Genomic DNA, 23,921 nt, shown 5'->3' with positions numbered 1-23,921 from the left:
AAGATGGCAAACATGACCGAAGAGGCCGGGGACCAGGCAGCCGAACAGCCCGCAGAGGACGTTGCCGGCCGTCTGGAGCAGGTCATCGCGGCGCAGGTCCGGCACTACCGCACGTCGGCCGGATTGTCGTCGGCCGAGCTCGCAGCCCGGACCGGCCTGTCCAAGGCCATGATCTCCCGGGTGGAAACCGCCACCACCTCCTGCTCCCTCACCACCTTGCAGCGGCTGGCCGACGGACTGAAGGTTCCCGTCACTGCTTTGTTCCGGGGCGCGGACACCGACCGGGACGCCACCTTCACCAAGAGCGGCCAGGGCAGCCTCACCGTCCGCAGCGGCACCCAGCACGGCCACGAATACCGCGTCCTGGGCACGTTGAAGGGCCGCAGCGACGCCATCGAACCCACGCTGGTGACCCTCACGGACGCTTCCGACGTCTTTCCCCTGTTCCAGCACCCGGGCACGGAGTTCATCTACATGCTCTCCGGCCGGATGGTCTACGGCCACGGGTCCTATGAGTACGTGATGGAGGCCGGGGACTCGCTGCTCCTGGACGGTGAAGGCCCGCACGGCCCGCTGGAGTTGCTGGACCTTCCCATTCAGTTCCTGGCGGTCTCCGCCAAATAGCGCCGCCCGTGACGGGTGGCTCCTGCAGTAGCTTCCTGCGTGCTGCGTGACCCCTGAAACTCGCCTGTGGATGACCGAAACGATCATTTAACACACCGGAAACCCACCCGGGAATTGCCGCCATACAGTTGGAATCAGACGGCAACAGCCGCCCCACCCGCTGAACGTGGTTTCTCCGGCCACGTCCCTCCGCAGAGCGGCTCTGACGGCAAACGACCGTTCTCTCTTCGCATCACGAAAGGGGTTTCCCATGGATTCGGGAAATGTCGCTTGGATTTTGGCCAGCTCGGCGCTGGTGTGCATGATGATCCCCGCCCTGGCCCTGTTTTACGGGGGCATGGTGGGGTCGCGCCGCATTCTCAACATGATGATGATGTGCTTCGGCGGCGCCAGCCTGGTGGCCGTCCTCTGGGCCCTGTTCGGCTACTCGATGGCCTTCGGCAACTCCGTGGGCGGCCTGGGCCTGATCGGTGACGTCACCGAATTCCCCGGCATGGGGCAGCTGCTGGCCAAGGATGACTCCGCGTCCATCCCCGTCATCCTGTTCGCAGCGTTCCAGCTGTTCTTCGCCTGCGTCACCACCGCACTGGTTGCCGGAGCCGCCGCCGGGCGGATGAAGTTCGGCGCCTGGATGGTGTTCGCCGGCATTTGGGCCACTGTGGTCTACTTCCCCATCGCGCACTGGGTGTTCGCGTTCGACTCTGCGGACGGCAGCACGGTGGGCGGCTGGATCGCCAACGGGATCAAGGCCATCGACTTCGCCGGCGGCACCGCGGTGCACATGAACGCCGGCGCTGCCGCCCTGGCCCTGGCCCTGGTCCTGGGCAAGAGCTCCGGCTGGCCGAAAATGGAACACACGAAGCCGCACAGCCGCCCCTTGGTCCTGGTGGGCGCAGGCCTGCTGTGGGTGGGCTGGTTCGGCTTCAACGCAGGCTCCGCGCTCGCCGCCGGCCAGTCCGCGGCCGTCGTCTTCCTCAACACCGCCGTCGCCGCCTCCGCCGGCCTGCTTGCCTGGGCCCTCGTGGAGCGGGTCCGCCACGGCGCCGCCACCAGCATGGGCGCCGCCTCGGGCCTGATCGCCGCGCTGGTGGCCATCACCCCGGCCTGTGGCGCCGTCAGCCCGCTGGGCGCCCTGGCCATCGGCGCCATCGCCGGGGCCGTCTGCTCGCTGGCCATCGAATGGAAGTTCCGCCTCGGCTTCGACGATTCGCTCGACGTCGTGGGCGTCCACCTGGTCGGCGGCATCCTGGGCACCCTGCTGATCGGCCTTTTCGCCACCGACAAGGCCCCGAACGGCGTCAGCGGCCTGTTCTACGGCGGCGGCTTCGACCTGCTCGGCGTCCAGGCGATCGCGACCGTCAGCGTCCTGGCCTACTCCTTCGGGATCACCTGGCTCCTGGCCAAGATCCTGGACAAGGCCATGGGGGGCCTGCGCATCAAGCCCGAGGACGAATTGCGCGGCATCGACCTCGCAGCCCACTCCGAGCTCGCCTACCTTACGGATGAGGACCCGGTGGAACTGGGCTCGCCGCAGCGGGTGTAACCGCCGCAACGCGCCGGGCGCCCGCCTGCTGGGGGCGGCGCCCGGTGGACGCTTCCGCGTCGCGGGTCCCAGCGCACGAGTCAGGGCCAAACCTTGGACCGGTGCCGGCAACCGCCGGCTTATAGTTCCAGGGTTTGGCCCTTCGGCGTGCCTACTGTTCCGTGCAGGCCAGGATGCCGCCGCGCACTTCGAGCACCGCGGCACGGACGTGGCTGAGGCGCGTCCGCGGGTCCGGCGACATGGTGCCGATGTCCTCACCGTCCCAGCAGGGATGCGTGAAGTAGACCAGCAGCGCCCGCTCCGCGCCGCCGTCGCCCGGGTCCCCGCCAAGCGGCACCACATCCGCGTGGCGTCCGACGACGGGCCGTCCGTCCCAGGACTCCGGCGCCGTGAGGATCAGCCCGCCCAGGTGCTCCTGCCGGGTCCAGTTTCCGGTGCCGTCCACCGAGCGGTACACCGCCTGGCCGCGCCATTCGTCCACGATCATCCAGTACCAGCCGCCCAGCACGAAGACCTTGGGGCCTTCGTGCGGCCGCCCCGGGATGGCCACCCCTTCAAGGACCCACGACGACGGATCATCCGGGGTGTCGCTGACCGCGCTGAAGGTATTGGAGCCGCGGGTTTCGTCCTTGTACCAAAGCCGGTACCGGCCGTCCCCGCACCCGGCGACGGCGGCGTCAATGACCCGCGGTGAATCCAGGTCCACAGCGCCCAGGTACTCCCACTTCGCCAGGTCATGGCTGGCGAACTGCACGATTTCAGCTTTCCCGCTCCAGTCCGTCCGCCGCCCGCCCAGCACCGTCAGGTACATGATCCACCGTTTGCCGATGCGGACGACGTCGGGAGCCCAGAGGGTTGCCGGTGGTTCCGTTCCGGGCGGGATGAGTCCCTCAACGGTGCCCTGGTAGCGCCAGGTGGCGCCGCCGTCGGACGACCTCGCAGCGCCGATGCCGGTCCCATGAACCCACTCGACGCCTGTCAGCCCGGGCGCTGTGGCGCGCCGCTGGGTGTAGAGGAGGACCCACTCACCGTTGAGGTGGTCGGCCACGAGGATGGGGTCCGTGGGTCCATCCCATACCGGATCCCGGTACGGGAGGGTGAAGGCGTCCGCGCGCAGGGGCGGTGCTGTCAGGGCAACGGTTTCCTGGGCGGCCGGCTGCTGGTGCACAGTCTTCTCCAACGTTGTAGTTTTGTGGTGGAGTCCATCATATGCGTCAAAACCGGGTGCTACTCCTTGAACAACCCCGCCAGGTCCTCCGCCGTGATGGCGCCGCCGGCCAGGGCATCGCCCTCCATGACGTCGGCGAACAGCTGGGACTTCCGGGTCTTCAGCGCCATGACCTTCTCCTCGATGGTGTCCTTGGCCACCAGCCGGTACACCATCACGTTCCGCGCCTGCCCGATCCGGTGGGTCCGGTCCACGGCCTGCGCCTCCGAGGCAGGGTTCCACCAGGGATCGAGGAGGAAGACGTAGTCGGCCTCGGTGAGGTTGAGCCCGAATCCGCCGGCCTTGAGCGAAATCAGGAACACCGGCGCGCTGCCGTTCTTGAATTCGCTGACCACGTCGGCGCGGTTCCGGGTGCCGCCATCGAGGTAGCAGTACTCGATCCCTTCCTCGTCCAGCCGCTCCCGGACCTTGCCCAGGAATCCGGTGAACTGGCTGAAGATCAGGGCCCTGTGCCCCTCTGCCACGAGGTCCTCGAGCTGCTCGAAGAGGACATCCAGCTTCGAGGACCGCACCGCGGACAAGGCAGGATCCACCAGTGAGACGTCCAGGCTGAGCTGCCGCAGCAGCGTCAGCGACTGGAAGATGGTGACCCTGTTCTTGTTGACGTCCTCGATCAGCCCCAGGATCTTCTGCCGCTCGCGCTGCAGGTGCGTCTGGTAGACCTTCTGGTGCCTCGGGTTCAGCACCACTTCCAGGATCTGTTCCTGCTTGGGCGGCAGGTCCTTGATCACCTGGTCCTTGGTGCGCCGCATCATCAGCGGCCGGACCCGCCGCCGGAGCTTCTCCAGCTGCGCTTTGTCGCCGTTCTTTTCCACCGGCTTCTGGTAGTACTCCGCGAAGCGCTTGGGGCTGGAGAACAGGCCGGGCGCCACGATGGACGTCAACGCCCAGAACTCCATCAGGTTGTTCTCCAGCGGGGTGCCGGTGATGGCCAGCTTGAAGACCGCCGGCAGCTTCCGGGCGCACTGGTAGGCCTTGGACTGGTGGTTCTTCACGAACTGCGCCTCGTCCAGGACCAGCCCTGCCCAGGACCGGGAGGCGTAGGCCTCGTAGTCGATGCGGAACAAGGCGTAGGAGGTGATGACGACGTCGGCCCCGCCCAGGGCCTCGGCCACGTCCTGGCCGCTCTTCCCGAACGTCTCGCCCACCGTGCGCACGGTCAGGCCGGGCGCGAAGCGGGCGGCTTCGAGCGCCCAGTTGCCCACCACGCTGGTGGGTGCCACCACCAGGAAGGGCGCGACGCCGGCGGGTTGGGTTCCAGGGCCGGCGGCAGCTCCGCCGTCGTGCCGGTCTCCGGACGGCTGCTCCCCGGACGCAAGCCCATGGTCCTTGGCAGCGCACATCAGTGCCAGCGCCTGCACGGTCTTGCCCAAGCCCATATCGTCGGCCAGGACGCCTCCCAGCCCGTGCTTGTACAGGAAGCTGAGCCAGTTGTAGCCTTCCAGCTGGTAGGGGCGCAGCTCGGCGTTCAGGGACGCCGGCAGCGGCAAACCGTCCACCCCGCCCTCCAGGAGCCCGCCCACGGCCGAGCGCCAGGCGGCGGCCTGCTGCTCCACGATGCCCAGCTGCGCCAGTTCGTCCCAGAGCCCTGCCTGGAAGCGGCTGATCTGCAGCGGCGCATCCTTGTTGTCCTGCAGCGAACGGGCTTCCTCGATCAGTGCCCGCAGCTGGTGCAGTTCCGGCAGGTCGAGCGAGAAGTAGGCGCCGCTGGGCAGCAGCATCTTGGTCTGTCCGGAGGCGAGCGCGGAGAACACGGCTGCGAAGGAGACGGGCTGGCCTTCCAGGGAGATCTGGATGCCGAGGTCGAACCAGTCCCGCTGTTCGGTGGCCTTGGTGGAGATCGACACCACCGGTGCCTCCTCCGCTTCGCGGTAGTCGGCGATCTCGCCCACGGTTTCCACGTCCACGTCCGGGGCTTCCCGCAGCCTGGGCAGCACCTCTTCGGTGAACGCCAGCGTATCCAGGCCCTTGAGTTCCACCGACGCCGCCAGGCGCGGAGTGCCCCAGCCGCCGGTGGCGGACTCGCCCAGGGCGGCCACGGTGTCCCAAGGTTGGCCGATTCCTTCCAGGATGCGGGACTCGGCGGTGTCGTCCCGGTAACCCTGATCGCCGGGGTGCCGCCACAGGGGCTGCGCCGTGACCAGTTTTCCGGTGCGGTAGTGCCACTCCCAGTGCAGCCGCACCCGGTGGTCCGCCCCGTAATTGGCCAGCAGGGACAGGGTGGGGACGGCCAGCTCGGGGAGCTCCACGGACTCGTCCCGCGCCGTGACCCGGGCAGCCTGCTTGAGTTTGGGGTAGAAACCCGTGAGGAACCGCGATTCATCCTTGGCGGGAATGTGGAGGGTGCTGCCGGCCGTGACGAATGCCAGGAGCTCTTCGCTCAGCCCGTTCTCCAGCGGCGCCAGCGTTATGGCGCCGTCCGGATCCGGGACGCCCGGCAGTGCGGCCTCACCGGAGGTGAAAAAGAGGCCGTGCGCGGGCCGGCCGATGGTGCCTACCGCTGCCGGATCAACCTCTTCCCCCGCCACGGTGATGGTGGGCGACAACTCCAGCCCGGCGTCGGACACTGGATTTCCGGAGCCGCCGGGATCCGCCGGCGCCCCGAACCTGCTCAGGGAAAGCCCGACGGCGGCGGGGTCCTCCGTGACCCGGACCGGCTCAGCGCCGCGCGAGTGGACCAGGGCCAGCCCGATCTTGCGGGCATCGGAAAGCAGGCCCCACAGGTTCTTCCCGGCATAGGAGTTCAGGCCCAGCCACAGGCCGGAAGAATTGTGCATCCGGCTGGCGGACGGCGAGTGCCCGGCCAGGAACTCCTGCATCCATTCCACGTGCGCGTGGTTCGATTCGCGCCGGAAGTTCAGGTAGCTCAGCGTGTTCCAGGAAACGTCCCCGCGGATCCACTTGCCCTTGGCCCCCATGATGACGGGCCGGACTTTGAGCTGGCGCACGCCGCGCACCGGGTCGCGGCGGCCGGTGTAGGAGAAATGCGGCGGCGGCTCTTCAACCTCGAACTGCAGTGCCAGGGGAACACCGCTGGTCGAAGGCGCGGCGCCGGGCTGGGAAATCAGCGGGCTGAGGGCCTGCTCCCAGTCCGAGAGGGCCGCGGAGGGGGCGCGGGAGACCTGCGTGGCCGTGGACGGGGCCAACAGCTGCATCCGGATGGCCGGGTTGTCCTCCGCCGCGAAGAGCAAGGCAGCCACATGCTTGCAGTCCTTGCGCACGGGGCAGCTGCAGACGCCAACGGTGCAGCTCCAGCCGCCCGCCTTGCGGACCAGCTTGGCGGTAGTGGAATACGGAACTTCCGCGCCGCCCCGGACCTTGCCCAGCATGAGCCCGGTACCGGCGTCGAACGACATGCCCGAAACCCTGCTGGCCATGGCATACGCCAGCCCGGCCGCGAGGGAACGGTCGTTGATGGCGGGTGTCTGTATTGCCAGTGCCGCACTTTCGTCCGGTTGGGATGGCATGGTGCGCGCTACTTTCGGCAGGCCACGGCGGAGCCGGGTCCGGTGGGTGGTTATCTGATCCATCTTAGTTCTCCCGGCAGCAGGCCCATGTCCCGCGCTCTTTCTTGGGCCGCCTCGAAAACTTCGCTTGACGTTCACTTCCTCCTCAATGCTGCCGTGAACTGGCCCCCGTAGCGTGAACAGCGTCCGGAGCACCACCACCCCAGCAGCGAGGAATTCCATGATCACCACGCCCCAGCCCGTCGTCCTGACCAGCAGCAGCATTGAAGCGAGCGATGAGGAAGCGGTCCAGGCCAACGTCACCGTCATCGACGCCATGCATACGGCCCTGCTCCGCACCGAGGAAATGGCGCCGGTGGCTGTCCGCAGCTACTACGTCGATTTCTACCTGACGCAGGCGCTGGAAGGCGGCTTCGCGCAATACGCCTTCCTGGCGCTCGACCGCACCGCGACGGACACGCTCATCCGCGAGGGCATGGCGGGCATGGGGGCCACCGCGCACTTGGAACTGTTCAACCGCGCCGTCGAATGCTACGACGCGCTGTCCGGGGAGGAAACGGAGCTCTACCTCGACGGCAGCGTCGATGACAGCGGCGATGTCCCCGACGCCGTCCTCCGGATGGAGGAGCTGGACGGCGAATTCGAGGAGCTGCTGGAGCAGGAGAACATCACGGCGCTCAACGCCGGCTGGCTCCGCCGCCAGGCAGACCTCGTGGTGCTCGACGACGAGGAGGTGGGGCCATACATCCAGGGCCTGGTTGCGCACATCCCGGACCTGCCGGAACGCCGCGCCCAAGCCGATGCAGAAGCCCTCGAGGACGCGCCGGACTTCGAAGTGGTCATCCGCGAACTGTGCGACATTGCCGGCGTCGAGCTCACGAAGATCACCATGGGCGACCCCAACTACATTCACGACGGCGAAAAGACCCTGGCGTGGCACTTCAGCACCGACAACGGCGACTTCCTCATGGTGGAAGAGGAGGACGAGGCTTTCATGATCAATCCCGAGACCCAGGAGATCGTGGCCGCCGTGGAATTCGAGGACGCAGACCTGGTGGAGGCCTAGCAGCGCGGGTGGCCGCTCCGTTCCCGGCGCGGCCACCCGGGGAGGCCGGAAATAAAAAAGCAGACACCCGTAACCTCCGCCACGTCCCCGGCGATGTAGTCAGTGATGGGTCCGCCCGCCGGGCCCAATCGGACGTGTTGTCTAGGTTTGGAGAAGTTAAATGTCTGTGTTCACCGTGCTCGCCACCAGCAAAGTCGCCGCCGGAGTCCTGGCTGCAGGAACCCTGGCCGTTGGCGGAACCGGCGCCGCCGCCATCTCGGGCGTCCTGCCCACCCAGGCCCAGCAGACGGCCCATGAAGTCTTCGGCGCACCGGCCCCCAAGCTCGGCGCCGACGCCGCGGCCAACGGCCAGGCCACCCCGGCGCCCACCGCCACCGCCGCCGTTTCCGACGCCCTGAAGACCGCTGACGCTTCCGCGGACGCCGGCGCCAAGGCCACCGGCACCGCTGCGGCCGGAGACGAAAAGGTCTCCGCCACCACCACCACCACCGCCTCCGCCGACGCCAAGACCGCTGTAGACGCTGCCGGTCCGGCTGCCCTGGGCCTCTGCACCGCCTTCGCCAATGGCGGACTGAACGCGTCCTCGACGGCGTTCTCCTCGCTGTCCATCGCCGCCAAGGGTGACGCGAACATCAAGAGCTACTGCGCTGACGTCGTGGCCAAGGCCGACGTTGCCGCCAAGGCTGCTGCCGCAGCCAAGGGTTCAGCCTCGGTTGAGGCCGAAAAGCCCGCGGTTCCGTCCGTGCCCGCCGTCCCTGCCGTTCCGGGCGCCGAAGGCAACACCACCGTGCCCGCCGTTCCGGCCGTTCCGGCAGTGGGTGGCAACACCGCCCACGCCCCTTCAGTTTCGGTCCGCTAAGGCAGTTGGCTAGTCTGGACTGCGGCTGCGGCCGCAGTCCGGGCACCCGGGCGGGGTGCGCATGCCTGGGACAGCACCCCTGAACCACCCGCAACAAGGCAGCCGGAAGACCACGGAAACTGGCAGTCCATACCGCAAACCGGGAAAGCCGCGAACCGGATCCCGGGATGGAGGAGCCGCTGGTGCTAGACACTTTGGCCCAAGAAGAGTCCGACATATTCGACAACGCAGCCGGAACGGATCCGGCCGCGTTGTTCGCTGCTGCCTACAGAACCTTTGCGGGGCCGGTGCAGGGCTACCTCAAAGCACGCGGACTTGATGACCCCGAAGCCGTCACCCAGGACGTCTTCATGGCGTTCTATCCCAGGATCGGCAACCTCACCGGCGGGCTGCAGGGCGCCAAGTCGCTGCTCTTTTCCATCGCCCACGCCCGCATGGTGGACTACTACCGCCGGCTGGAGCGGCGCCCCCAGCTGACACCGTACGACCCCCAGCACGACGGCCGGACAACCCCGTCCGCGGAGGACCACGCCGTTGAACTGACCGGCGGAGCCGCCGCCATGCTGGAAGGACTCAGCGAAGAACACCAGGAGGTCCTGGCCCTTCGCGTCGTGGCTGACCTGTCCATCGAACAGGTGGCCGCCATCATGGGCAAGAGCGCCGGAGCCATCAAGCAGCTCCAGCGCCGCGCCCTGCAGAACCTTAAGGCCCAAACGCTCAAGAGAAACCAGGCGAATCATGAGTGACACCGCAGGACCCCGCAACGACGGGGTGGTTGACGAACTCCTGCTGGAGGCAGGCCTCGACGACGACGGCCAGCTCCGTGACGTCCTGCTCGACCTGCGTTCGCTGGCAGCCGGGACACCGGAGCCTTCAGCCGGAATCGCCGCCCTGATGGCCGGCGCGGCAACCGCCGCCCCGGCCACCACCGTGCTTCACGCCGTGGCCCCGGCAACGGCGGCGCTTCCTGCGGCCAAACCGGCAGATGAACTGGCCGCCCGCCGCAGGGCCAAGCGTCGTATTACGCTCACCACGCTCTCCGTTGCCGCGTCCCTCGCGGCCGGCGGCGCGGTCGCCGCCGCCTCCGACCAGGGATTGCGTGATTCGTTCAGCCAGCTGAACCAGGCAGTCACCTCCTTCGTGACCGGTTCCACCGCCGCACCCGCTGGCACCAAGGGCGGGGAAGTGCCGGTGCCTGGCCCCGCGCCGACCCGGCCCGCGGCCGCCAGCCCGGAGGCCGTTCCAGCGGCACCTGCAACCGCTCCGGCACCCGCCGGCGGGGCGTCGTCGTCGGCTGCCTCGCGGCCGGGCAGCACCCCCAGCCACGGATCGTCCGCGTCCCCGGCCCCGAAGCCGGCCGGGGTGCCGGCGGAGCCGTCACTGCCCACGGAGGTCCCCGGGGACGTCAGGAAGGGCCTGGAGCAGGCACCGAAACTCCCCGTCCCCGTCCCCACCGGGGTCCCGCTTCCCGGCAAAGCCACAGACGTTCCCCTGAAGTAAGCCGGACTGCCGTCGAAGGCCAATCAGTAGGCCTGCCCCGCCGCCTTGGCCATGGCACCTGACGGATCGGACAGGAACCATACGCCGCCGACGCCCTGGCCGAGGGTGTCTCCGGGTTTGGTGTCCTTGGCGAAGTAGTACAGGGGCATGCCGTTCAAGGTCACCTGCTTCTTTCCGTCCGCGCCCGTGATGGTCCCCAGCTTGCCGGTGACCCCCTCCGCGGTGGGCGTCCCGGATGTGGTGGTCAGCGGCGGCCACTGGACGGCGCAGGAGCCGGTGCACGCGCTGGTGCCGGAATCCCTGGTGTCCTTCGTGAAGAGGTAGAGGCTCATTCCCTTTCCGTCCACCACAATGCTGCCCGCGGCTGAGGAGGACGCCGTCTTAAGCTCGACGGCGGCCCCGGCCGGCGAGGATGATGCGGAGGACGAAGGCGAGGAGGCGGAGGACGCGGAAGCCGCGGTGCCTGTTGCCGGGCTGGTGGCAGCCGGCGCGGTGCCGGAGCTGCTGCCGCAGCCGCTGAGGGCTGCGGCGAGGGCCAGGATGGCGAGGCCCGGCCCGAGATGGTGCTTCATGGTGTGCTCCCTTGGCTGGTTCTTTCCTTGGTAGGGCCCGGCGTCGGATCACCGGACGCTAACCCCTACGACGCCTTCGGGTGAAGAATGGTTCACACGATGCGCGCGATTGAACCTTTTCCGCCCCGCGGGCGTCGTAACAGCCGGAAGCGCAGGGTTTCGGCGACAAGCCAGGTGACGGGAGGGTGGGATGCCGCTCGATGACGGCGTGGTGGAGGCAATCTACCGCGAACACGGCAGCGCCCTGCGCCGCTTCGTGCTCAGCGCAATCCGGGATCCGCAGCTGGCGGAGGACGTGGTCCAGGAAACTGTGCTCCGCGTCTGGCAGCACGCCCCGGACATCAACGGCAGCTTCCGCAGCTACCTGTACCGCACAGCCAGGAACGTCATGATCGACAACTATCGCCGGAGCCAACGCCGGCCGGCTGAGGCCCTCGGAAGCGGCCTCGCAGATCCCGTCGAGGTGGTGGGACGCGTCGACGACATGCTTAACCGGGTGTTGATGGAGGAAGCGCTGTTGAGGCTGAGCAAGGAACACCGTGAGGTCCTGGTGGCCCTGCACTACCGCCGGTTCACGGTCAACGAGGCGGCCGCCCAGCTCAATATCCCCAGCGGCACGGTCAAGTCCCGCGCGTACTACGGGCTCCGGGCCCTGCGCACCATCCTGGACGAGATGGGGGTGGAACGGTGAGCGCCAACCCGCACCACCTGCTCGGCGCCTACGTCCTGGGCGGGCTCGATCCCCAGGATGTCGCCGTCTTCGAAAGCCACCTCCAGGACTGCGCTGCCTGCCGCAAGGAGCTGGCATCGCTGGAAAAGGTGCCTGTGCTCCTGGACGCCCTTCCCGTCCCTGACGCCCTGGCGCTCACCGCGGTACCCGGTGGGCGCGAGGATGCCGGAAGCAACGTTCCCGCCCGCCTTTTCGAGGAACTGTCCCGCCGGCGTCGGAATGTACGACGGCGGTGGGTGGCTTTGGCGGGCGCCGTTGCGGCCGCGTGCCTGGCAGTGGGCCTTGCGGTGGGGCCCTTGCTGGTCAGGCCGCCGCAGCCGGATGCCACTTACTCCGTGGCTTCCGGGGACGGGCTGCAGGTCCACATCGACATGGCGCGCAAAGCCTGGGGGACCGAGCTCGCCGTGAGCGGCAGCAGCTTGCCCGCGGACGGGACGCTTTCGCTGTGGGTCCGCGACCGCGCCGGGGGCGAGGACCGTGCCTGCGCCTGGTCGGCCACCCCCACGGGGAAGGTCAAGGTCACCGGGGCAACGCCCATCCAGCTGGCCAGCATCTCCAGCGTGGAACTGCGCGACGGCGCCCAGCACGCGGTGGCGGTGATTACGGTTCCGTAGGCCCACCCTGCCCGGCGTTCATCGCCCGGAACTCTGCCACCAGCGCCTCGTCCTCGCAGGCGCGGGCGAAAGCCTCGATCCGCCGTTCGATCTCGTACCCGAGCAGCCGGCTGCCGATCCGCTCCATTGCTGCCCGGAGGACGGCCGGCCGGCAGGAAAAGGTGTACTTCCAGACCGCCCGTGTGCCGCCGTCGTCCGCGGTGAAGCGCCAGCCGCCGCCGAAATTATCGAAGAACCACGGACCGGACACCATGGTCATCCCGACGCTGCGCGGCGGCGCGAACGAGACATACTGGCTGACCATGGACAGGCCCAGCCGCGACCTTGTGCGGGTCCGGACGCCTTTTCCGGGAGCCCGGGCGCCGTCCAGGAACCCCTGCGCGGAAATGAAGGGATCCCACTTCAGCCGGAAGGTCCCGGTGGTTTGGGAGAAGGCAAAGGCAGTATCCGGGTCGATGCGGATGAAACGTTCGGCTCGTACCTGGGGCATGCCCCAACCCTAGCCACCCGCACCGCCGTTTACTTGCTCATTTTTGCCATCCGGGCGCGCATTACCATGTACGCGCCGTAGCAAATCAGGCCCGCCCCCACCGCGGCGAGGAGGTACGGGCCCAAGGGCTGGTCGCGGAGGGCGCGCAGGCCGCCATCGAGGCCCGTGGAGTCCTCCGGGTGCTGTTTCACGGTGGCCACGACGATCAGCAGGCCGGCGAGCAGCAGCACCGTTCCCTTCGCCAGGTAGCCGGTCACACCCAACGCGGTGACCGCCGTCCTGGCCGGGCCGGGAGCGGGCATCCGCAGCTGTTTCTGGAAGGACTTCTTGGGTCCCCTGATGCCGTACACCACGCCCGTGACCGCCACCGCCACGCCGATCAGCACCAGCAACGCCACACCGCCGGGCGCCACCATCATGGAAACGGTGAAGTCGCTGGTGGCCTTGCGGTTGTCGCCGCCGGAGCCGGTGCCGGTGACGAAGTGCCACAACGTCAGGGCCAGCACGGCGTAGACGATGGCCTGCAGGACGGCTTTGGCCTTGTTCTTCGCTTTGGTCTTGGTGGGCTGGTGGTTGAAGTCGAAGATCGCATCGCTGGTCTGCCACAACGACAGGGCGGCGCACGCGGCGAAGCTGCCCCACAGCAGGAAGGGGCCAACGGGCATGGTGGCCAACTCGGCCACGGCCCCACTGAAATCGGCGCTGCCGGTACCGCCCACGGCGAGCCGGATGGCAATCGCCCCCACCAGCAGGTGCAGGATGCCGCTGACCGCGAAACCCAGCCGGGCAAGAATTTCCAGGACACGCGAATTCGTGACGTCTTCGGCCTTGTCAACGGCCTGCTGCAATTCTTTTTTGATCGTCGTTCCTTTGGCCAAGCGCGGTGGTGCGCTGGTGTGCGTGCCCTTCTTACAAGGGCAATCGTGCCACGCCGGCCCGGTCCGGAACAGCCGGCCCCGCAAGCGTCCGCCGGCCGCCGCACGGCCCAGCCGTTGCTCCCGAGTACGGGGATGGGGAGGGATCCCCATCGCCGGGCCCGGCCACCTGTGCAACCATAAGGACCAGCGATTCACACGCACTGCACACTTTCCGGGGGAAACCATGACTTTTTACGGCGCTGACGTCAGCCAGTTGCGGGCTCTGGCCAAGGCAGCGGACCAGGCGGCGTCTCTTTTGAGCAGCCGGGCCGGCACCCTGCACAGCCAGATCCAGTCCGCTCCGTGGAAGGGACGGGACGGTGACCGCTTCCGCCAGGAGTGGAGCGGAAGCCACCGGCCCAGCCTGGACAAGGTGGTGGCCAGCCTGCGGGAGAACTCAAAGGTCCTGATGCGGCAGGCCGACGAGCAGGAAAAAGCCTCCACCGCGGGTTCCGGCGGTTCCGGGACCAGCACCTGGGACCGGCTGACCTCGCTGGCCGCCCAGGCCCGGGAGTGGCTGAAGGAGAAGGCCGAGGCGGCCAGGGCGGCAGCCGAGCACCGCCAGGAACTCGAAGCCGGGCTGGAGCGCATGGTCAACGCCAGCCCGGAAGAGCAGGCCAAGTGGTGGGACAGCCTGTCAGCGGCAGACCGCAAATACCTGATAGAAGGCGAAGGCAGCGACGGGCCCTTCGCCGAGGACCTGATGCGCATGGACGGCGGCATCCCGGCCGCAGCCCAGCAGTTGGCCAAGCAGCACCTCCAGGAGCTTGCCAAGGCGGATATCCCGATCTACTCGGAGACGGGCAAGGCCTCCATCGAGGCCCGGGTGGCCTGGGTCCACGGCGGCGCCGAAGTGGGCACCGAAGTGGTGGAGAACGCCGACGGTTCCGCCACCATGAAGGTGTACGGAAACATGGGCCTGGGCGTGAACGACACCACCGGCACGGCAGGAGCCACCCTGACCGGGGAAGTATCCCGTGAGTACACGTTCGCCAGCGTGGAGGAAGCCATGGCGGCCCGTGAGCAAATGTACAAGGACCTGCCGCCGGACAGCATCGGCGATATCAAGGACGTGGCCGGAAACCCGCCCGGCTACATCCTGGACACCATCAACGATGCCGCCCACGACAACGGCTCCACCGGCCAGACGGACAAGGCCAAGGGAACGTTCTCGCTGGAGGCCTCGGGCGAATCCGGCCCGGCGTCCGGCTCGGCGAAGCTCGACCTCGCGTACGAGCGCAACCTGACGGACGGAACGTCAACGGCCAGCGGCGAGGTCTCGGCACAGGGCAAGCTCAACCTGGACGGCCGTGTCTTCGAGGCCTCCGGCAAGGGCGGCCTGCAGGTCAATATGGACAAGGGCAACAACATCGATTCGGTGTCCGTCTCCATGGACGGGACCGTGGCCCAGGGCGTCACCGAAGGCGTGGACGGGAAGGCCGCCAAGTTCGACTCGACCGTGACCGCGGGTACCCAGGGAACGGTCAAGATCAACGTGGATTACTCCCCGGAAAACCGGCCCGTCATCGACAGCTACCTTCGCAACGTTGCCCTCGGCAATGAGGCCGGTGCTGCCCGGGACGCCGCCAGGTTGTACGAGGCCGGCTCCGCCACCGTCCAGGTGAACTCCGTGGTCACCGCCACCAACGAGGCGGGGTTCGACGTGAAGCTCGGCGAGGTGGAAGTGAAGACCGAGAACCAGGCCACCACCAACGTCTCCACGTACTATAAAGTCCCCAACGACACCAAGCTCGAGAGGCTCTGAAACCATGTCAGTGCACATCGAATCCCCGCTGGGCTTCACCGCAGACTTCCCCGAGCACACCCAGGTCCTGGACGACTCCACCGCCGGGCCCAACAGCGAGCAGTACGGCCTGCTGGGCGGCGTCCTGGTCACCGTGATCAAGGACGACACCTCCGTCCAGGATGCGCCGCAGGCCAACGGCTGGGCCCACCTGATGTCCGACTTCTACCGTGAGGAGCGCGGCGGCACCCTGCTGGCCGAGGGCGAGCTGAACCTCCCCGGCAAGTCCGCGTATGGCGTGGTGGTGGGTTATGACGACGCCGAAGGGGCGGCCAAGGTGGCAGCCACGGTAGGCGTGTGGGAGAGCGGCCGGTTCATCGGCGTGGTGGTCATCTGGCCGTACCTGAACGCTGAGGCGGAGCCCCGGCTGGACATGCTCAAGGAGATCGTGGCCGCCATTAACGTGGGATAACGCGCCCGCGCTGCAGCAGCCGGGAGGGCCTTGCCGTTCGGCGTGTCAGCGGCGGCGGTAGCAAAGATCGAAGATCAGCCGGCCGGCCTCGTGGGCCTTCGCCTCGAAGCTGGTCCGGATCCTGCCTTCGAACCGTGGCGCCCAGCCGCCGGTTTCGTCCACGCCTTCATTGGGACCGGTGTGCCCGGTGCTTACGGGCGCCCGTCCTTCCCTGACCGGTGCACCGCCCACCAGTGATTCGACGCCGGACTGCCACACCTGGGTGAGCGGGCTTTCAGGTCCGCGGCGCTCGCCGGTGTGCAGGTTTTCGAAGTCCGCCGAGCCCGCCATGACGTCCCGGACGTGGATGGCGTAATTGGACCAGTCGGTGGCGATCCGGAACAGGCCGCCTGGTTTCAACGCCTTTGCCGCCAGGGCGGCGAACTCTGGCTGGATGAGGCGGCGCTTGTGGTGCCGCGACTTGTGCCACGGGTCCGGGAAGAACACCCACAGTTCGCTGACGGAGCCTGCGGGAAGCATGGTGGCCAAAACCTCCGGGGCGTTGGCCTCCACCACGCGGACGTTGGTCAGGCCGCGGCTGTTGATCTTGATGATGGTGTTGGCGAGCCCGGGCGTGTAGACCTCGACGGCCAGGAAGTTCGTGTCCGGGTTCTGTTCTGCCGCGTGGCAGATGGCATCGCCCAGTCCGGACCCGATCTCGACGACCAGCGGGGCCTCGCGGCCAAACTCGGCCGCTGCGTCGAAGGTGTAGTCGGGGTGGACCGAGGTGTTGGCCACGTGCCGGGGAACGTCCACGGCCCACCGCTCCGCATGCTCGGCCCAGGCGGCCTGGCGGCGGCCCTGCAACCGGGTGCCGCGGCGCACGAAACTCACCGGCCGGCCGCCGTAGGTACCGAAGGAGGCTTGGGTTCCGGGCGTGACGGGCCTGGGGACATGCGGCTGCTGGGGGTTTTCAGGGGATTCGCTCATCCCTTCCAGAATAGCGCCGCGAAGAGAACGGCGGTCAGGGCATCCTTCGGGCAGCCCGGCGGCCTTCGACGGCAACCGCCTCAGCGGTGCCCCCGCAGGTGGATAACTCCCGGCGCAGCGCGCTCCTGCAAGAATGGGCGGATGACGGACGCAACGAATGCCGACGCAAGGAAGCAACGGCGAGGGGCTGTCTCCGAAGAAAGCCAAAGACGTCCCAGGACGGGCAGCAGCCTGGTGGATCCGGGTACTTTGGTGGACGCGGAGGTTGACGAACTTCCCGCGCCCGGGCCCACCCGTGTGGGCGGCCGCCGCGACTTGGCTTATCTGGGTGTGTGCCTGGTGCTGATCGGCTTGAACCTGCGGAGTGTCTTTTCCAGCCTGTCTGCTGTGTTGCCGGAGGTGACCGCGCAGGCGGGGCTGCCTGGCTGGTCCGTGGTGGTGTTAACCACGGTTCCGGTGACGTTGCTGGGTGTCTTTGCCCCGGTGGCCCCGGTTTTGGCGCGCCGGTTTGGTGCTGAGCGGGTGCTGTTGGGGGCCATGGCCTTGCTGACGGCGGGCTTGTTGCTGCGGCCTGTGGACGCCGGGGCGGCGATGGGTGGGGCCGGGCATTTGCCTGCGCTCCTGGCCGGCACGGCGGCGTGCGGTGCGGCGATCGCGTTGTGCAACGTGCTCCTGCCGGGCCTGGTCAAGCGGGACTTCCCGCACCGCCTGGGCCTCATGGGCGGCCTGTACACCACCGCCATCTGCGCGTCCGCGGCGCTCGGGGCCGGGTTCACCTACCCGGTGTACACGGCGACGGGGGAGTGGACCAGGGCGCTGTGGGTCTGGGCGGTGCCGGCCGCCGTCGTGCTCCTGCTGTTCCTGCCCGTTGCCGTGCGGCAGGGGACGGTCCGGCACCACGTGGTCAGGGACGGCGTCAACGTGTGGCGCTCCTCCGTCGCCTGGCAGGTGACCATCTTCATGGTGCTGCAGGCCATGATGTCCTTCAGCGGTTTCGCCTGGCTGGCACCCATCCTCCGGGAAAGAGGCGTTGACGGGGCCACGGCTGGATTGATCGTTGCCGTGTGCATCGTGCTGCAGATGCTGGGGTCCCTGTTCGCCCCTGCGCTGGCCGCGCGGTTCCGCGACCAGCGGGCCATCAATACCGTGGTGGCGTTGATGACCGGGAGCGGGTTCGTGCTGAGCATTGTGGGCCCGCTGGATCTGGTCTGGGTCTGGGCGGGGCTGCTGGGCCTGGGCCAGGGAAGCCTGACCGCCTGTGCGCTGACCCTGATCATGCTCCGGACCCGGGACGGGCACACCGCCGCGCACCTGTCGGGCATGATGCAGGGCGTTGGCTACGGGGTGGGTTCCACCGGAACGCTCCTGGTGGGTCAACTCCACCAGGCCACCGGGTCCTTCGTTCCCGCCGGCGTCCTGTTCACGGTGGTGGGCCTGCTCGCGGCGGTCTTCGGCTACCGCTCCGGCCGGAACCGGCATGTGGGCGAGGAAACGTAATGCAGGACCCCACGCTTCCGGCCGTCCACCATGCCACCGGAATCTTCCGGCCACCGTATTTCTGGGTGACAGTGGGCACCTGCGCCCTGGTGTTCCTGGCCGCCTTCGAATCCCTCGCCGTAACCACCATCATGCCGCTGGTCAGCAGGGAACTGAACGGCGGAAACCTCTATGCGCTGGCCTTCGCAGGGCCCCTGGCCACCGGTGTCATCGGCATGGTGGGCGCCGGCAACTGGTCCGACAGGCGCGGGCCCGCCCTGCCGCTGTATGCCTCCGTAGCGCTGTTCGTGGCCGGCCTGCTGGTCGCGGGCACCTCGGTTTCCATGCCCATGCTGGTCTCGGGCCGCCTGGTCCAGGGCTTCGGCGGGGGCGCCCTCACCGTGGCCCTCTACGTCCTGGTGGCGCGGTTCTACCCGGGCACCCTGCATCCCCGGATTTTCGCGGCGTTTTCGGCCGCCTGGGTGGTGCCCTCACTCGTGGGGCCCGTCGCGGCCGGTGTGGTGGCGCAGGTCTTCAGCTGGCACTGGGTGTTCCTGGGCGTGGTGGGGCTGGTCATTCCGGCGCTCGCGATGATCGTGCCGGTCCTGCGCGGACTGGACCCGCCGGAACCAGCCGGCGGAGCGGAAGGAAACCTCCCGCCGTGGGCTCCGGCCCGGCTCGGCTGGGCGGCGCTGGCAGCCCTTGCCGTCCTGGGGCTCAACCTCTCCGCCGGCCTCAGCATCCCCGCCTTCCCGCCCGCCAAGGCACTCCTGGCCGTTGCCGCCGTCGTCCTTGCCCTGGCAGCGGTCCGGCCGCTGGTGCCCGCCGGGACCCTTAGGGCACGGCGGGGACTGCCCAGCGTGATCCTGTCCCGCGGCCTCGCCTCGGCGGCCTTCTTCGGGGCGGAGGTCTACCTTCCCTACCTGCTGATCGACCAGTTCGGCTTCCCGCCCACCTTGGCCGGTGTCACCCTCACCGGCGGGGCGCTGGCGTGGGCCGGTGCCGCGGCGGTCCAGGGCCGCATGGGCCCGCGGCTGGAGCACCGGAGGGCTGTGCGGGTGGGCTCGTTGATGGTGCTCGCTGCCATCCTCCTGGCCCTGGCCACGGCGGGACTGCACTGGCCGGCCGCCGTCGCCATCGCCGGGTGGGTGCTGGCCGGCGGCGGGATGGGCCTGCTCTACCCCCGGCTGAGCGTGATGACACTGGCACTGTCCAGCAAGGACAACGAGGGCTTCAACAGCTCCGCCATGTCAATCGCCGACTCGCTGGGCGGGGCTCTTTCACTCGCCGCCACCGGGATAGTCTTCGCGGCATTTACCACGGCGGTCCAGTCCTTTGCCGGCGTCTTCGCCTTCACCGCGGCCCTCGGGCTGGCCGCGGTGCTGGTGGCGCCGCGGGTCACCGGCAGGCAGGGTCCGGCGGGCTAGGGAAGGCGGGTGGCGCGCAGGACGACGTCGGCAATGGTCGCCTCCTGCCCGTCCGGCCCGGTGACAGGGCGCGCCCGGCTTGTGAGGACTTCCAGCTGCCAGCCGGGGCCGTCCAGGGCCAGTTCACGGACCAGCTGGTCTCCGGTGTAGAACATGTCCAGGTGCTGGTGGTGGTCGTTGCCCCATGGCGGCAGCCGGTCCGGGTGGTGGCCCACCACCAGCAGGGTCCCGCCGGGCTTGACGGCAGCGGCGGCTGCCCGCAGCGGGACCCGCCAGTCGAGTTCCTGCGAGTGCAGGAACTGTGAGGTCACGAGGTCGTAGGAACCCTCGGGCTGCCACGTCGTGAGGTCCGCTTGCTGCCACGTGATCCGGCTGCGGATGTCCCCGCTGGATGTGTTCACGCTTTCGCGTGCCAGCTCGGCCAGTTCGTGCGAGTGGGCCCGTTCCAGCGCCACGGCGGAAACATCGACGGCGGTGACGGACCAGCCTTGCCGGGCAAGCCAGATGGCGTCGGCGCCCTCGCCGCACCCGAGTTCCAGTGCCTTGCCGGGGCGCAGGCCGCCGGCCTCATGGACCAGTTGGGGGTTCGGCTTTCCGCTCCAGAGCCGGGCTTTGCTCCGGTACCGCTCGTCCCAGACCGCCCCGGGGTCGACGCCGCTGCCCGCTTCCGGCGACCCGCCGGCGTCGTGCGCGTGCTGCCGGTGCGCTTCCTCCTGGTGCGTGTCTTGGCCCTGCCCCGGGTGTTCACTCATGCTCCAACACTGCCCCGCCATGACCCCGTTGGCAACGCCGCGGACGGCCGCCCGGCCTCGGGATGCTAGACTGGAGGAACTTGATGTGCAGTGATGCCGCCTGCTCCGGATCTGGAGTTCCTTCCAGGGAGTGGGCTTTCTTCATGTGAGAGGCACATCCTGCGTCGATGAACGCGTTCCATTTGGTCCCGGCCGGCTGTCCCTATGTGCAGCGCCCGGTTGATCACCTGACTTTTCTTCGGCGAAACCCCTGGGCCAACCGGCACCGGGGGCCGATATCCGCCCGGATACCGCCAGAAAGACCGTAAAAAACTACATGACTACTTTTGCTGCCCTCGGTACTCCCAAGGCCCTTGCAGACACCCTCACCGCGCAGGGAATCGTTGAACCGTTCCCCATCCAGGTGAAGACCCTCCCGGACACCTTGTCCGGCCGTGACGTCCTTGGCCGTGGCCGGACCGGATCCGGTAAAACCATTGCTTTCGCTATCCCGCTTGTAGCAAGACTCGCTGAGCGGGAAGCCAAGTACTTCCGCAAGCCCGGGCGCCCCATGGGCCTGGTCCTGGCACCTACCCGTGAACTGGCGACCCAGATCAACGCCACCATCGAGCCGCTGGCCAAGGCCGCCGGTTTGAACACCACCGTGATCTACGGCGGCATCTCCCAGGCCCGGCAGGAGAAGGCGCTGCGCGCCGGTGTCGACATCGTCATCGCCTGCCCCGGCCGCCTGGAGGACCTGATCCGCCAGCGCATCCTCACCCTCGAAGGCGTGGAGATCACGGTCCTGGACGAGGCCGACCACATGGCCGACCTCGGCTTCCTGCCCGTGGTCAAGAAGCTCATGGACATGACCCCCAGCCAGGGTCAGCGCCTGCTCTTCTCCGCCACCCTGGACAACGGCGTGGACAAGATCGTCCAGCGCTACCTGTCCAACCCGCTCACCCACTCGGTGGACGACCCGCAGGCCGCGGTGACCACCATGGAGCACCACGTGCTGGTGGTCAACGACCAGACCGTCAAGAAGCAGCTGATCGTTGAGCTCGCTTCGGGTGCCGGCCGCCGCGTCCTGTTCATGCGGACCAAGCACCACGCCCGCAAGCTGGCCAAGACCCTTACCGACGCCGGGATCCCCGCCGTGGACCTGCACGGCAACCTGTCGCAGAATGCCCGTGACCGCAACCTCGCCGAGTTCTCCAACGGCGACGTCCGCGTCCTGGTGGCCACCGACGTCGCCGCCCGCGGTGTGCACGTCGATGACGTCGAGCTGGTGATCCACGTGGATCCGCCCACCGAGCACAAGGCGTACCTGCACCGTTCCGGCCGCACCGCGCGCGCCGGCTCCGACGGCACTGTGGTCACGCTGACCCTGCCGGAGCAGCAGTCCGACGTGAAGAAGCTCATGAAGGCCGCCGGCGTTGACGTCAGCTTTGAACGCGTCACCGCCAGCTCGCCGATCGTGGCGGAACTCGTGGGCGACATTGCCGAAAAGGTCGATCCCCGCACCCGCGCCGCACTGCTGGCGGCCAAGGCCCCCAAGCAGGGTGCCGGCACCTCCACCGGTGCCAACGCCGAGCGCAAGCGTGCACGCCGCCAGGCTGCGCCGAGCGCCGGTGGCCGTGGTGGCCGCGGCGGACGCGGCAAGGTTTCGGCCGAGCCCGCCCGCAGTGACGCCCCCCGTGCTGAGCGCCGCGCAGCAGCCTTCGAAGGCCGGACCGAAGCCCGCGCCGCCTTCGACCGGAACGCGGAGCAGAACGAGGACCGCGCTGTGGCAGCTGCGGCTGCCCGCCGCAATGCCCGCGGCCGCGGCACCGCCTCAACCCACCGCAACGACGTTCCCGCAGCAGGTGGCCGCTCATCGGCCGGCCGCGGTTCCGACGGCCGTGCAGCGGAGGGCCGCGGGGATTCCCGGATCACCCGCAGTGATGCCCCGCGCGGCGGCTCCGGCCGCCCGGCCTCAGGCGGACGCCCCGCGTCCGGCGGGGGCCAGCGCAGCGGGCGCCCGGCAACCGGCCAGCGTGCAGCGGCAGGTGCCTCCGGCCAGCGTTCTTCAGGCACCGGCGGCAGCAAGGCCGTCTGGTCCTCCAACACCGGCGGAACCTCAGGCGGATCCTACGGCTCCGGCAGCGGTGGCAACGGCGGCTCGGGCCGTCCCGCCCGCAGCGGCCCCCGCCGCGCATCGGCTCCGGCGTCGAACGAGCGCCGCGGCCGCTAGAAGCGCTCCTTAAAGTACAGCGGTGGTTGAGCTTGTCGGTTCCGACAGGCTCAACCACCGCTGTGTTTTAACCCAAATAGCCGCCTGGTTTTACCAGCCGCGGGCACGCCATTCGTCCAAGTGCGGACGTTCGGCACCAAGCGTCGTCCGCTTGCCGTGGTCGGGGTGCACGACGGCGGAGTCCGGGTAGGCGTCGAACAACCGCTCCGTGACGTCGGACAGGAGCTGGGCGAACCGTTCCGGGTCCTTCTCCGTGTTGCCCACCCCGCCGGGGAACAGCGAGTCGCCTGAGAAGATGTGCGCCGGTCCTTCCGGGTCCTGGTACACAAAGGCGATCGAGCCCGGCGTGTGGCCGCGCAGGTGCACGGCGGTGACGTCGAAGCCGTCGAAATTCCCGACGTCCCCGTGGCTTAGCCGGACGTCCACCGGAACCGGCAACGCATCGGCGTCGTCCGCTCCCGCCGCTGTCCTGGCCCCGGTGGCGTCCACCAGTTCCTTCAGCGCCCGCACGTGGTCCCAGTGCTGGTGCGTGGTGGCGATCAGGGCCAGCCGCGGAGCCGCGGCTGTGTCCGCGGCGCCGTCCGCGAGCAACTGCCGGATGGCCGGAAGGTCGTCAGCGGCGTCAATGAGCAGCTGCGCGCCGCTTTCCTTGGCGGTCAGCAGGTACACGTTGTTGTCCATTGCGCTGACGGAGATGCTGCGGATGGTGATGGCCGGCAGGTCGTAGAGAAGTGAGTCCATGGCTTCAGTCTAGGGACGGGCTACAGGCCCAGCGGCAAGGCAGTGGAGTAGACCTGCTTGGACGGCGGGCCGGCCAGGATTTCGTGCAGCGCGTTTTTTCCTTCGGGTGTAGTGCGCCAGGCGGCGTAGTCGTCGTGGTCCTGCGTGGTGGCCCAGGTTTCCACGACCAGGATGTGGCAGGGGTCCGCGTCATCCACCAACGCCTCGATGCCCTGGTTACCAGGTCACGCGCGGGTGGCCGCGAGCGTTTCGGACAAGTACTTTGCGGCGTCGTCGCGGCGGGCGGGGTCGATCCGGACTTCGAAGTGGACGATGGCAGGCATGAGGCTCCTTGGCATGGGCATGGCACGGCCGGCTGACCGGTACCCACTGCGTGCAACACGGCTGCGGACCGCTTTCTTCCCGCCCTTGCCGGACCCAAATCCCGGTGTGACCTGCGGCTGCATCCGCCGTGAGGAGATTCATAAAAGTGGGCCTTATGCAGTTCCGGTTGTTAGCGTCGGAAGTCAAGCCAGACT

22 protein-coding genes are annotated in these 23,921 nt (G+C 68.5%); 13 read left to right on the top strand and 9 right to left on the bottom strand.

The annotated features are described in order from the left end of the window. Window positions 1-12: 12 nt before the first annotated feature. Both AC4EEV_RS09420 and AC4EEV_RS09415 read left to right on the top strand, forming a co-directional pair. Window positions 13-624: a helix-turn-helix domain-containing protein gene (locus AC4EEV_RS09420; protein WP_285320268.1), complete on the top strand. Its 612-nt coding sequence runs from the start codon at window positions 13-15 to the stop codon at window positions 622-624. Between the two features lie 250 nt (window positions 625-874). Next, on the top strand, window positions 875-2,167 hold the full coding sequence (locus AC4EEV_RS09415; RefSeq protein ID WP_018760789.1) for an ammonium transporter: 1,293 nt from the start codon (window positions 875-877) through the stop codon (window positions 2,165-2,167). Between the two features lie 151 nt (window positions 2,168-2,318). Here AC4EEV_RS09415 and AC4EEV_RS09410 read toward each other — a convergent pair whose 3' ends face one another. Both AC4EEV_RS09410 and AC4EEV_RS09405 read right to left on the bottom strand, forming a co-directional pair. Then, complete coding sequence (locus tag AC4EEV_RS09410) at window positions 2,319-3,347, bottom strand: glycoside hydrolase family protein (RefSeq protein ID WP_155845096.1); 1,029 nt, start codon at window positions 3,345-3,347, stop codon at window positions 2,319-2,321. 47 nt (window positions 3,348-3,394) lie between these two features. Continuing rightward, on the bottom strand, window positions 3,395-6,862 hold the full coding sequence (locus AC4EEV_RS09405) for a DEAD/DEAH box helicase (protein WP_491330867.1): 3,468 nt from the start codon (window positions 6,860-6,862) through the stop codon (window positions 3,395-3,397). Between the two features lie 220 nt (window positions 6,863-7,082). Here AC4EEV_RS09405 and AC4EEV_RS09400 point away from each other — a divergent pair, with 220 nt between their 5' ends. The 4 genes from AC4EEV_RS09400 (at window position 7,083) to AC4EEV_RS09385 (ending at window position 10,287) form a co-directional block, all read left to right on the top strand. After that, window positions 7,083-7,928, top strand: a complete 846-nt coding sequence (locus tag AC4EEV_RS09400) for a DMP19 family protein (protein ID WP_018760792.1) — start codon at window positions 7,083-7,085, stop codon at window positions 7,926-7,928. Window positions 7,929-8,088: 160 nt separating this feature from the next. Then, on the top strand, window positions 8,089-8,787 hold the full coding sequence (locus AC4EEV_RS09395) for a protein tyrosine phosphatase (protein WP_491330749.1): 699 nt from the start codon (window positions 8,089-8,091) through the stop codon (window positions 8,785-8,787). A 167-nt stretch (window positions 8,788-8,954) separates the two neighbouring features. After that, entirely contained in the window at window positions 8,955-9,533 is a 579-nt protein-coding gene (locus AC4EEV_RS09390) for an RNA polymerase sigma factor (RefSeq protein WP_018760794.1), read from the top strand. Continuing rightward, complete coding sequence (locus AC4EEV_RS09385) at window positions 9,526-10,287, top strand: hypothetical protein (RefSeq protein WP_491330748.1); 762 nt, start codon at window positions 9,526-9,528, stop codon at window positions 10,285-10,287. Before AC4EEV_RS09390 ends, AC4EEV_RS09385 begins: the two co-directional genes overlap by 8 nt. Before the next feature lie 23 nt (window positions 10,288-10,310). Here the strand turns inward: AC4EEV_RS09385 and AC4EEV_RS09380 are convergent, their stop codons facing one another. Further along, a complete protein-coding gene (locus AC4EEV_RS09380; RefSeq protein ID WP_491330747.1) occupies window positions 10,311-10,859 on the bottom strand; it encodes a COG4315 family predicted lipoprotein in 549 nt (182 codons plus the stop codon). Window positions 10,860-11,049: 190 nt separating this feature from the next. On the opposite strand from AC4EEV_RS09380, the gene AC4EEV_RS09375 reads away from it, so the two are divergent. Next, on the top strand, window positions 11,050-11,550 hold the full coding sequence (locus AC4EEV_RS09375; protein WP_018760797.1) for a sigma-70 family RNA polymerase sigma factor: 501 nt from the start codon (window positions 11,050-11,052) through the stop codon (window positions 11,548-11,550). Continuing rightward, complete coding sequence (locus tag AC4EEV_RS09370; RefSeq protein WP_018760798.1) at window positions 11,547-12,203, top strand: anti-sigma factor family protein; 657 nt, start codon at window positions 11,547-11,549, stop codon at window positions 12,201-12,203. Before AC4EEV_RS09375 ends, AC4EEV_RS09370 begins: the two co-directional genes overlap by 4 nt. On the opposite strand, the gene AC4EEV_RS09365 is transcribed toward AC4EEV_RS09370, so the two are convergent. Together AC4EEV_RS09365 and AC4EEV_RS09360 are read right to left on the bottom strand one after the other, a co-directional pair. Further along, the gene (locus AC4EEV_RS09365) at window positions 12,190-12,693 is read right to left on the bottom strand and encodes an SRPBCC family protein (protein WP_018760799.1); all 504 of its coding nucleotides are present in this window, start codon (window positions 12,691-12,693) and stop codon (window positions 12,190-12,192) included. The two genes, AC4EEV_RS09370 and AC4EEV_RS09365, sit on opposite strands and share 14 nt — an antisense overlap. Before the next feature lie 29 nt (window positions 12,694-12,722). Next, entirely contained in the window at window positions 12,723-13,541 is an 819-nt protein-coding gene (locus tag AC4EEV_RS09360; RefSeq protein ID WP_018760800.1) for a DUF1206 domain-containing protein, read from the bottom strand. A 253-nt stretch (window positions 13,542-13,794) separates the two neighbouring features. Here AC4EEV_RS09360 and AC4EEV_RS09355 point away from each other — a divergent pair, with 253 nt between their 5' ends. Together AC4EEV_RS09355 and AC4EEV_RS09350 are read left to right on the top strand one after the other, a co-directional pair. Then, on the top strand, window positions 13,795-15,375 hold the full coding sequence (locus AC4EEV_RS09355; RefSeq protein WP_109045560.1) for a fimbrial protein: 1,581 nt from the start codon (window positions 13,795-13,797) through the stop codon (window positions 15,373-15,375). A 4-nt stretch (window positions 15,376-15,379) separates the two neighbouring features. After that, on the top strand, window positions 15,380-15,826 hold the full coding sequence (locus tag AC4EEV_RS09350; RefSeq protein ID WP_018760802.1) for a hypothetical protein: 447 nt from the start codon (window positions 15,380-15,382) through the stop codon (window positions 15,824-15,826). Between the two features lie 45 nt (window positions 15,827-15,871). Here AC4EEV_RS09350 and trmB read toward each other — a convergent pair whose 3' ends face one another. Next, on the bottom strand, window positions 15,872-16,795 hold the full coding sequence (gene trmB / locus AC4EEV_RS09345; RefSeq protein WP_109045562.1) for a tRNA (guanosine(46)-N7)-methyltransferase TrmB: 924 nt from the start codon (window positions 16,793-16,795) through the stop codon (window positions 15,872-15,874). A gap of 141 nt (window positions 16,796-16,936) precedes the next feature. Between trmB and AC4EEV_RS09340 the strand changes: the two genes are divergently transcribed. Continuing rightward, window positions 16,937-18,292, top strand: coding sequence for an MFS transporter (locus AC4EEV_RS09340; RefSeq protein ID WP_491330746.1), 1,356 nt, complete (start codon window positions 16,937-16,939; stop codon window positions 18,290-18,292). Continuing rightward, window positions 18,292-19,698 carry an MFS transporter gene (locus AC4EEV_RS09335; protein WP_491330745.1) on the top strand — a complete coding sequence of 469 codons (1,407 nt, stop codon included), beginning with the start codon at window positions 18,292-18,294 and terminating at the stop codon, window positions 19,696-19,698. The genes AC4EEV_RS09340 and AC4EEV_RS09335 overlap by 1 nt, the downstream gene beginning before the upstream one ends. Here the strand turns inward: AC4EEV_RS09335 and AC4EEV_RS09330 are convergent. Then, the gene (locus tag AC4EEV_RS09330) at window positions 19,695-20,450 is read right to left on the bottom strand and encodes a class I SAM-dependent methyltransferase (protein WP_491330744.1); all 756 of its coding nucleotides are present in this window, start codon (window positions 20,448-20,450) and stop codon (window positions 19,695-19,697) included. The genes AC4EEV_RS09335 and AC4EEV_RS09330 overlap by 4 nt on opposite strands. Window positions 20,451-20,766: 316 nt before the next feature. Between AC4EEV_RS09330 and AC4EEV_RS09325 the strand changes: the two genes are divergently transcribed. Continuing rightward, a complete protein-coding gene (locus tag AC4EEV_RS09325) occupies window positions 20,767-22,662 on the top strand; it encodes a DEAD/DEAH box helicase (protein ID WP_109045565.1) in 1,896 nt (631 codons plus the stop codon). A gap of 90 nt (window positions 22,663-22,752) precedes the next feature. Here the strand turns inward: AC4EEV_RS09325 and AC4EEV_RS09320 are convergent, their stop codons facing one another. Next, entirely contained in the window at window positions 22,753-23,403 is a 651-nt protein-coding gene (locus AC4EEV_RS09320) for an MBL fold metallo-hydrolase (RefSeq protein ID WP_491330743.1), read from the bottom strand. 20 nt (window positions 23,404-23,423) lie between these two features. Next, a complete protein-coding gene (locus tag AC4EEV_RS09315; RefSeq protein WP_491330742.1) occupies window positions 23,424-23,600 on the bottom strand; it encodes a putative quinol monooxygenase in 177 nt (58 codons plus the stop codon). Window positions 23,601-23,921 lie beyond the last annotated feature (321 nt).

This window comes from Pseudarthrobacter sp. MOO14, assembly GCF_058267675.1.
The sequence above is the reverse complement of the archived record's forward strand: the minus strand, read 5'-3'. Positions and strand labels throughout refer to the sequence as shown.

Excerpts from the sequence above, each read along its gene's own strand:
- AC4EEV_RS09420 (WP_285320268.1), top strand. The coding sequence starts at position 13 with ATGACCGAAGAGGCCGGGGACCAGGCAGCCGAACAGCCCGCAGAGGAC.
- AC4EEV_RS09415 (WP_018760789.1), top strand. The coding sequence starts at position 875 with ATGGATTCGGGAAATGTCGCTTGGATTTTGGCCAGCTCGGCGCTGGTG.
- AC4EEV_RS09405 (WP_491330867.1), bottom strand. The coding sequence starts at position 6,862 with ATGCCATCCCAACCGGACGAAAGTGCGGCACTGGCAATACAGACACCC.
- AC4EEV_RS09400 (WP_018760792.1), top strand. The coding sequence starts at position 7,083 with ATGATCACCACGCCCCAGCCCGTCGTCCTGACCAGCAGCAGCATTGAA.
- AC4EEV_RS09395 (WP_491330749.1), top strand. The coding sequence starts at position 8,089 with ATGTCTGTGTTCACCGTGCTCGCCACCAGCAAAGTCGCCGCCGGAGTC.
- AC4EEV_RS09390 (WP_018760794.1), top strand. The coding sequence starts at position 8,955 with ATGGAGGAGCCGCTGGTGCTAGACACTTTGGCCCAAGAAGAGTCCGAC.
- AC4EEV_RS09385 (WP_491330748.1), top strand. The coding sequence starts at position 9,526 with ATGAGTGACACCGCAGGACCCCGCAACGACGGGGTGGTTGACGAACTC.
- AC4EEV_RS09380 (WP_491330747.1), bottom strand. The coding sequence starts at position 10,859 with ATGAAGCACCATCTCGGGCCGGGCCTCGCCATCCTGGCCCTCGCCGCA.
- AC4EEV_RS09375 (WP_018760797.1), top strand. The coding sequence starts at position 11,050 with ATGCCGCTCGATGACGGCGTGGTGGAGGCAATCTACCGCGAACACGGC.
- AC4EEV_RS09365 (WP_018760799.1), bottom strand. The coding sequence starts at position 12,693 with ATGCCCCAGGTACGAGCCGAACGTTTCATCCGCATCGACCCGGATACT.
- AC4EEV_RS09355 (WP_109045560.1), top strand. The coding sequence starts at position 13,795 with ATGACTTTTTACGGCGCTGACGTCAGCCAGTTGCGGGCTCTGGCCAAG.
- AC4EEV_RS09350 (WP_018760802.1), top strand. The coding sequence starts at position 15,380 with ATGTCAGTGCACATCGAATCCCCGCTGGGCTTCACCGCAGACTTCCCC.
- trmB (WP_109045562.1), bottom strand. The coding sequence starts at position 16,795 with ATGAGCGAATCCCCTGAAAACCCCCAGCAGCCGCATGTCCCCAGGCCC.
- AC4EEV_RS09340 (WP_491330746.1), top strand. The coding sequence starts at position 16,937 with ATGACGGACGCAACGAATGCCGACGCAAGGAAGCAACGGCGAGGGGCT.
- AC4EEV_RS09335 (WP_491330745.1), top strand. The coding sequence starts at position 18,292 with ATGCAGGACCCCACGCTTCCGGCCGTCCACCATGCCACCGGAATCTTC.
- AC4EEV_RS09330 (WP_491330744.1), bottom strand. The coding sequence starts at position 20,450 with ATGAGTGAACACCCGGGGCAGGGCCAAGACACGCACCAGGAGGAAGCG.
- AC4EEV_RS09325 (WP_109045565.1), top strand. The coding sequence starts at position 20,767 with ATGACTACTTTTGCTGCCCTCGGTACTCCCAAGGCCCTTGCAGACACC.
- AC4EEV_RS09320 (WP_491330743.1), bottom strand. The coding sequence starts at position 23,403 with ATGGACTCACTTCTCTACGACCTGCCGGCCATCACCATCCGCAGCATC.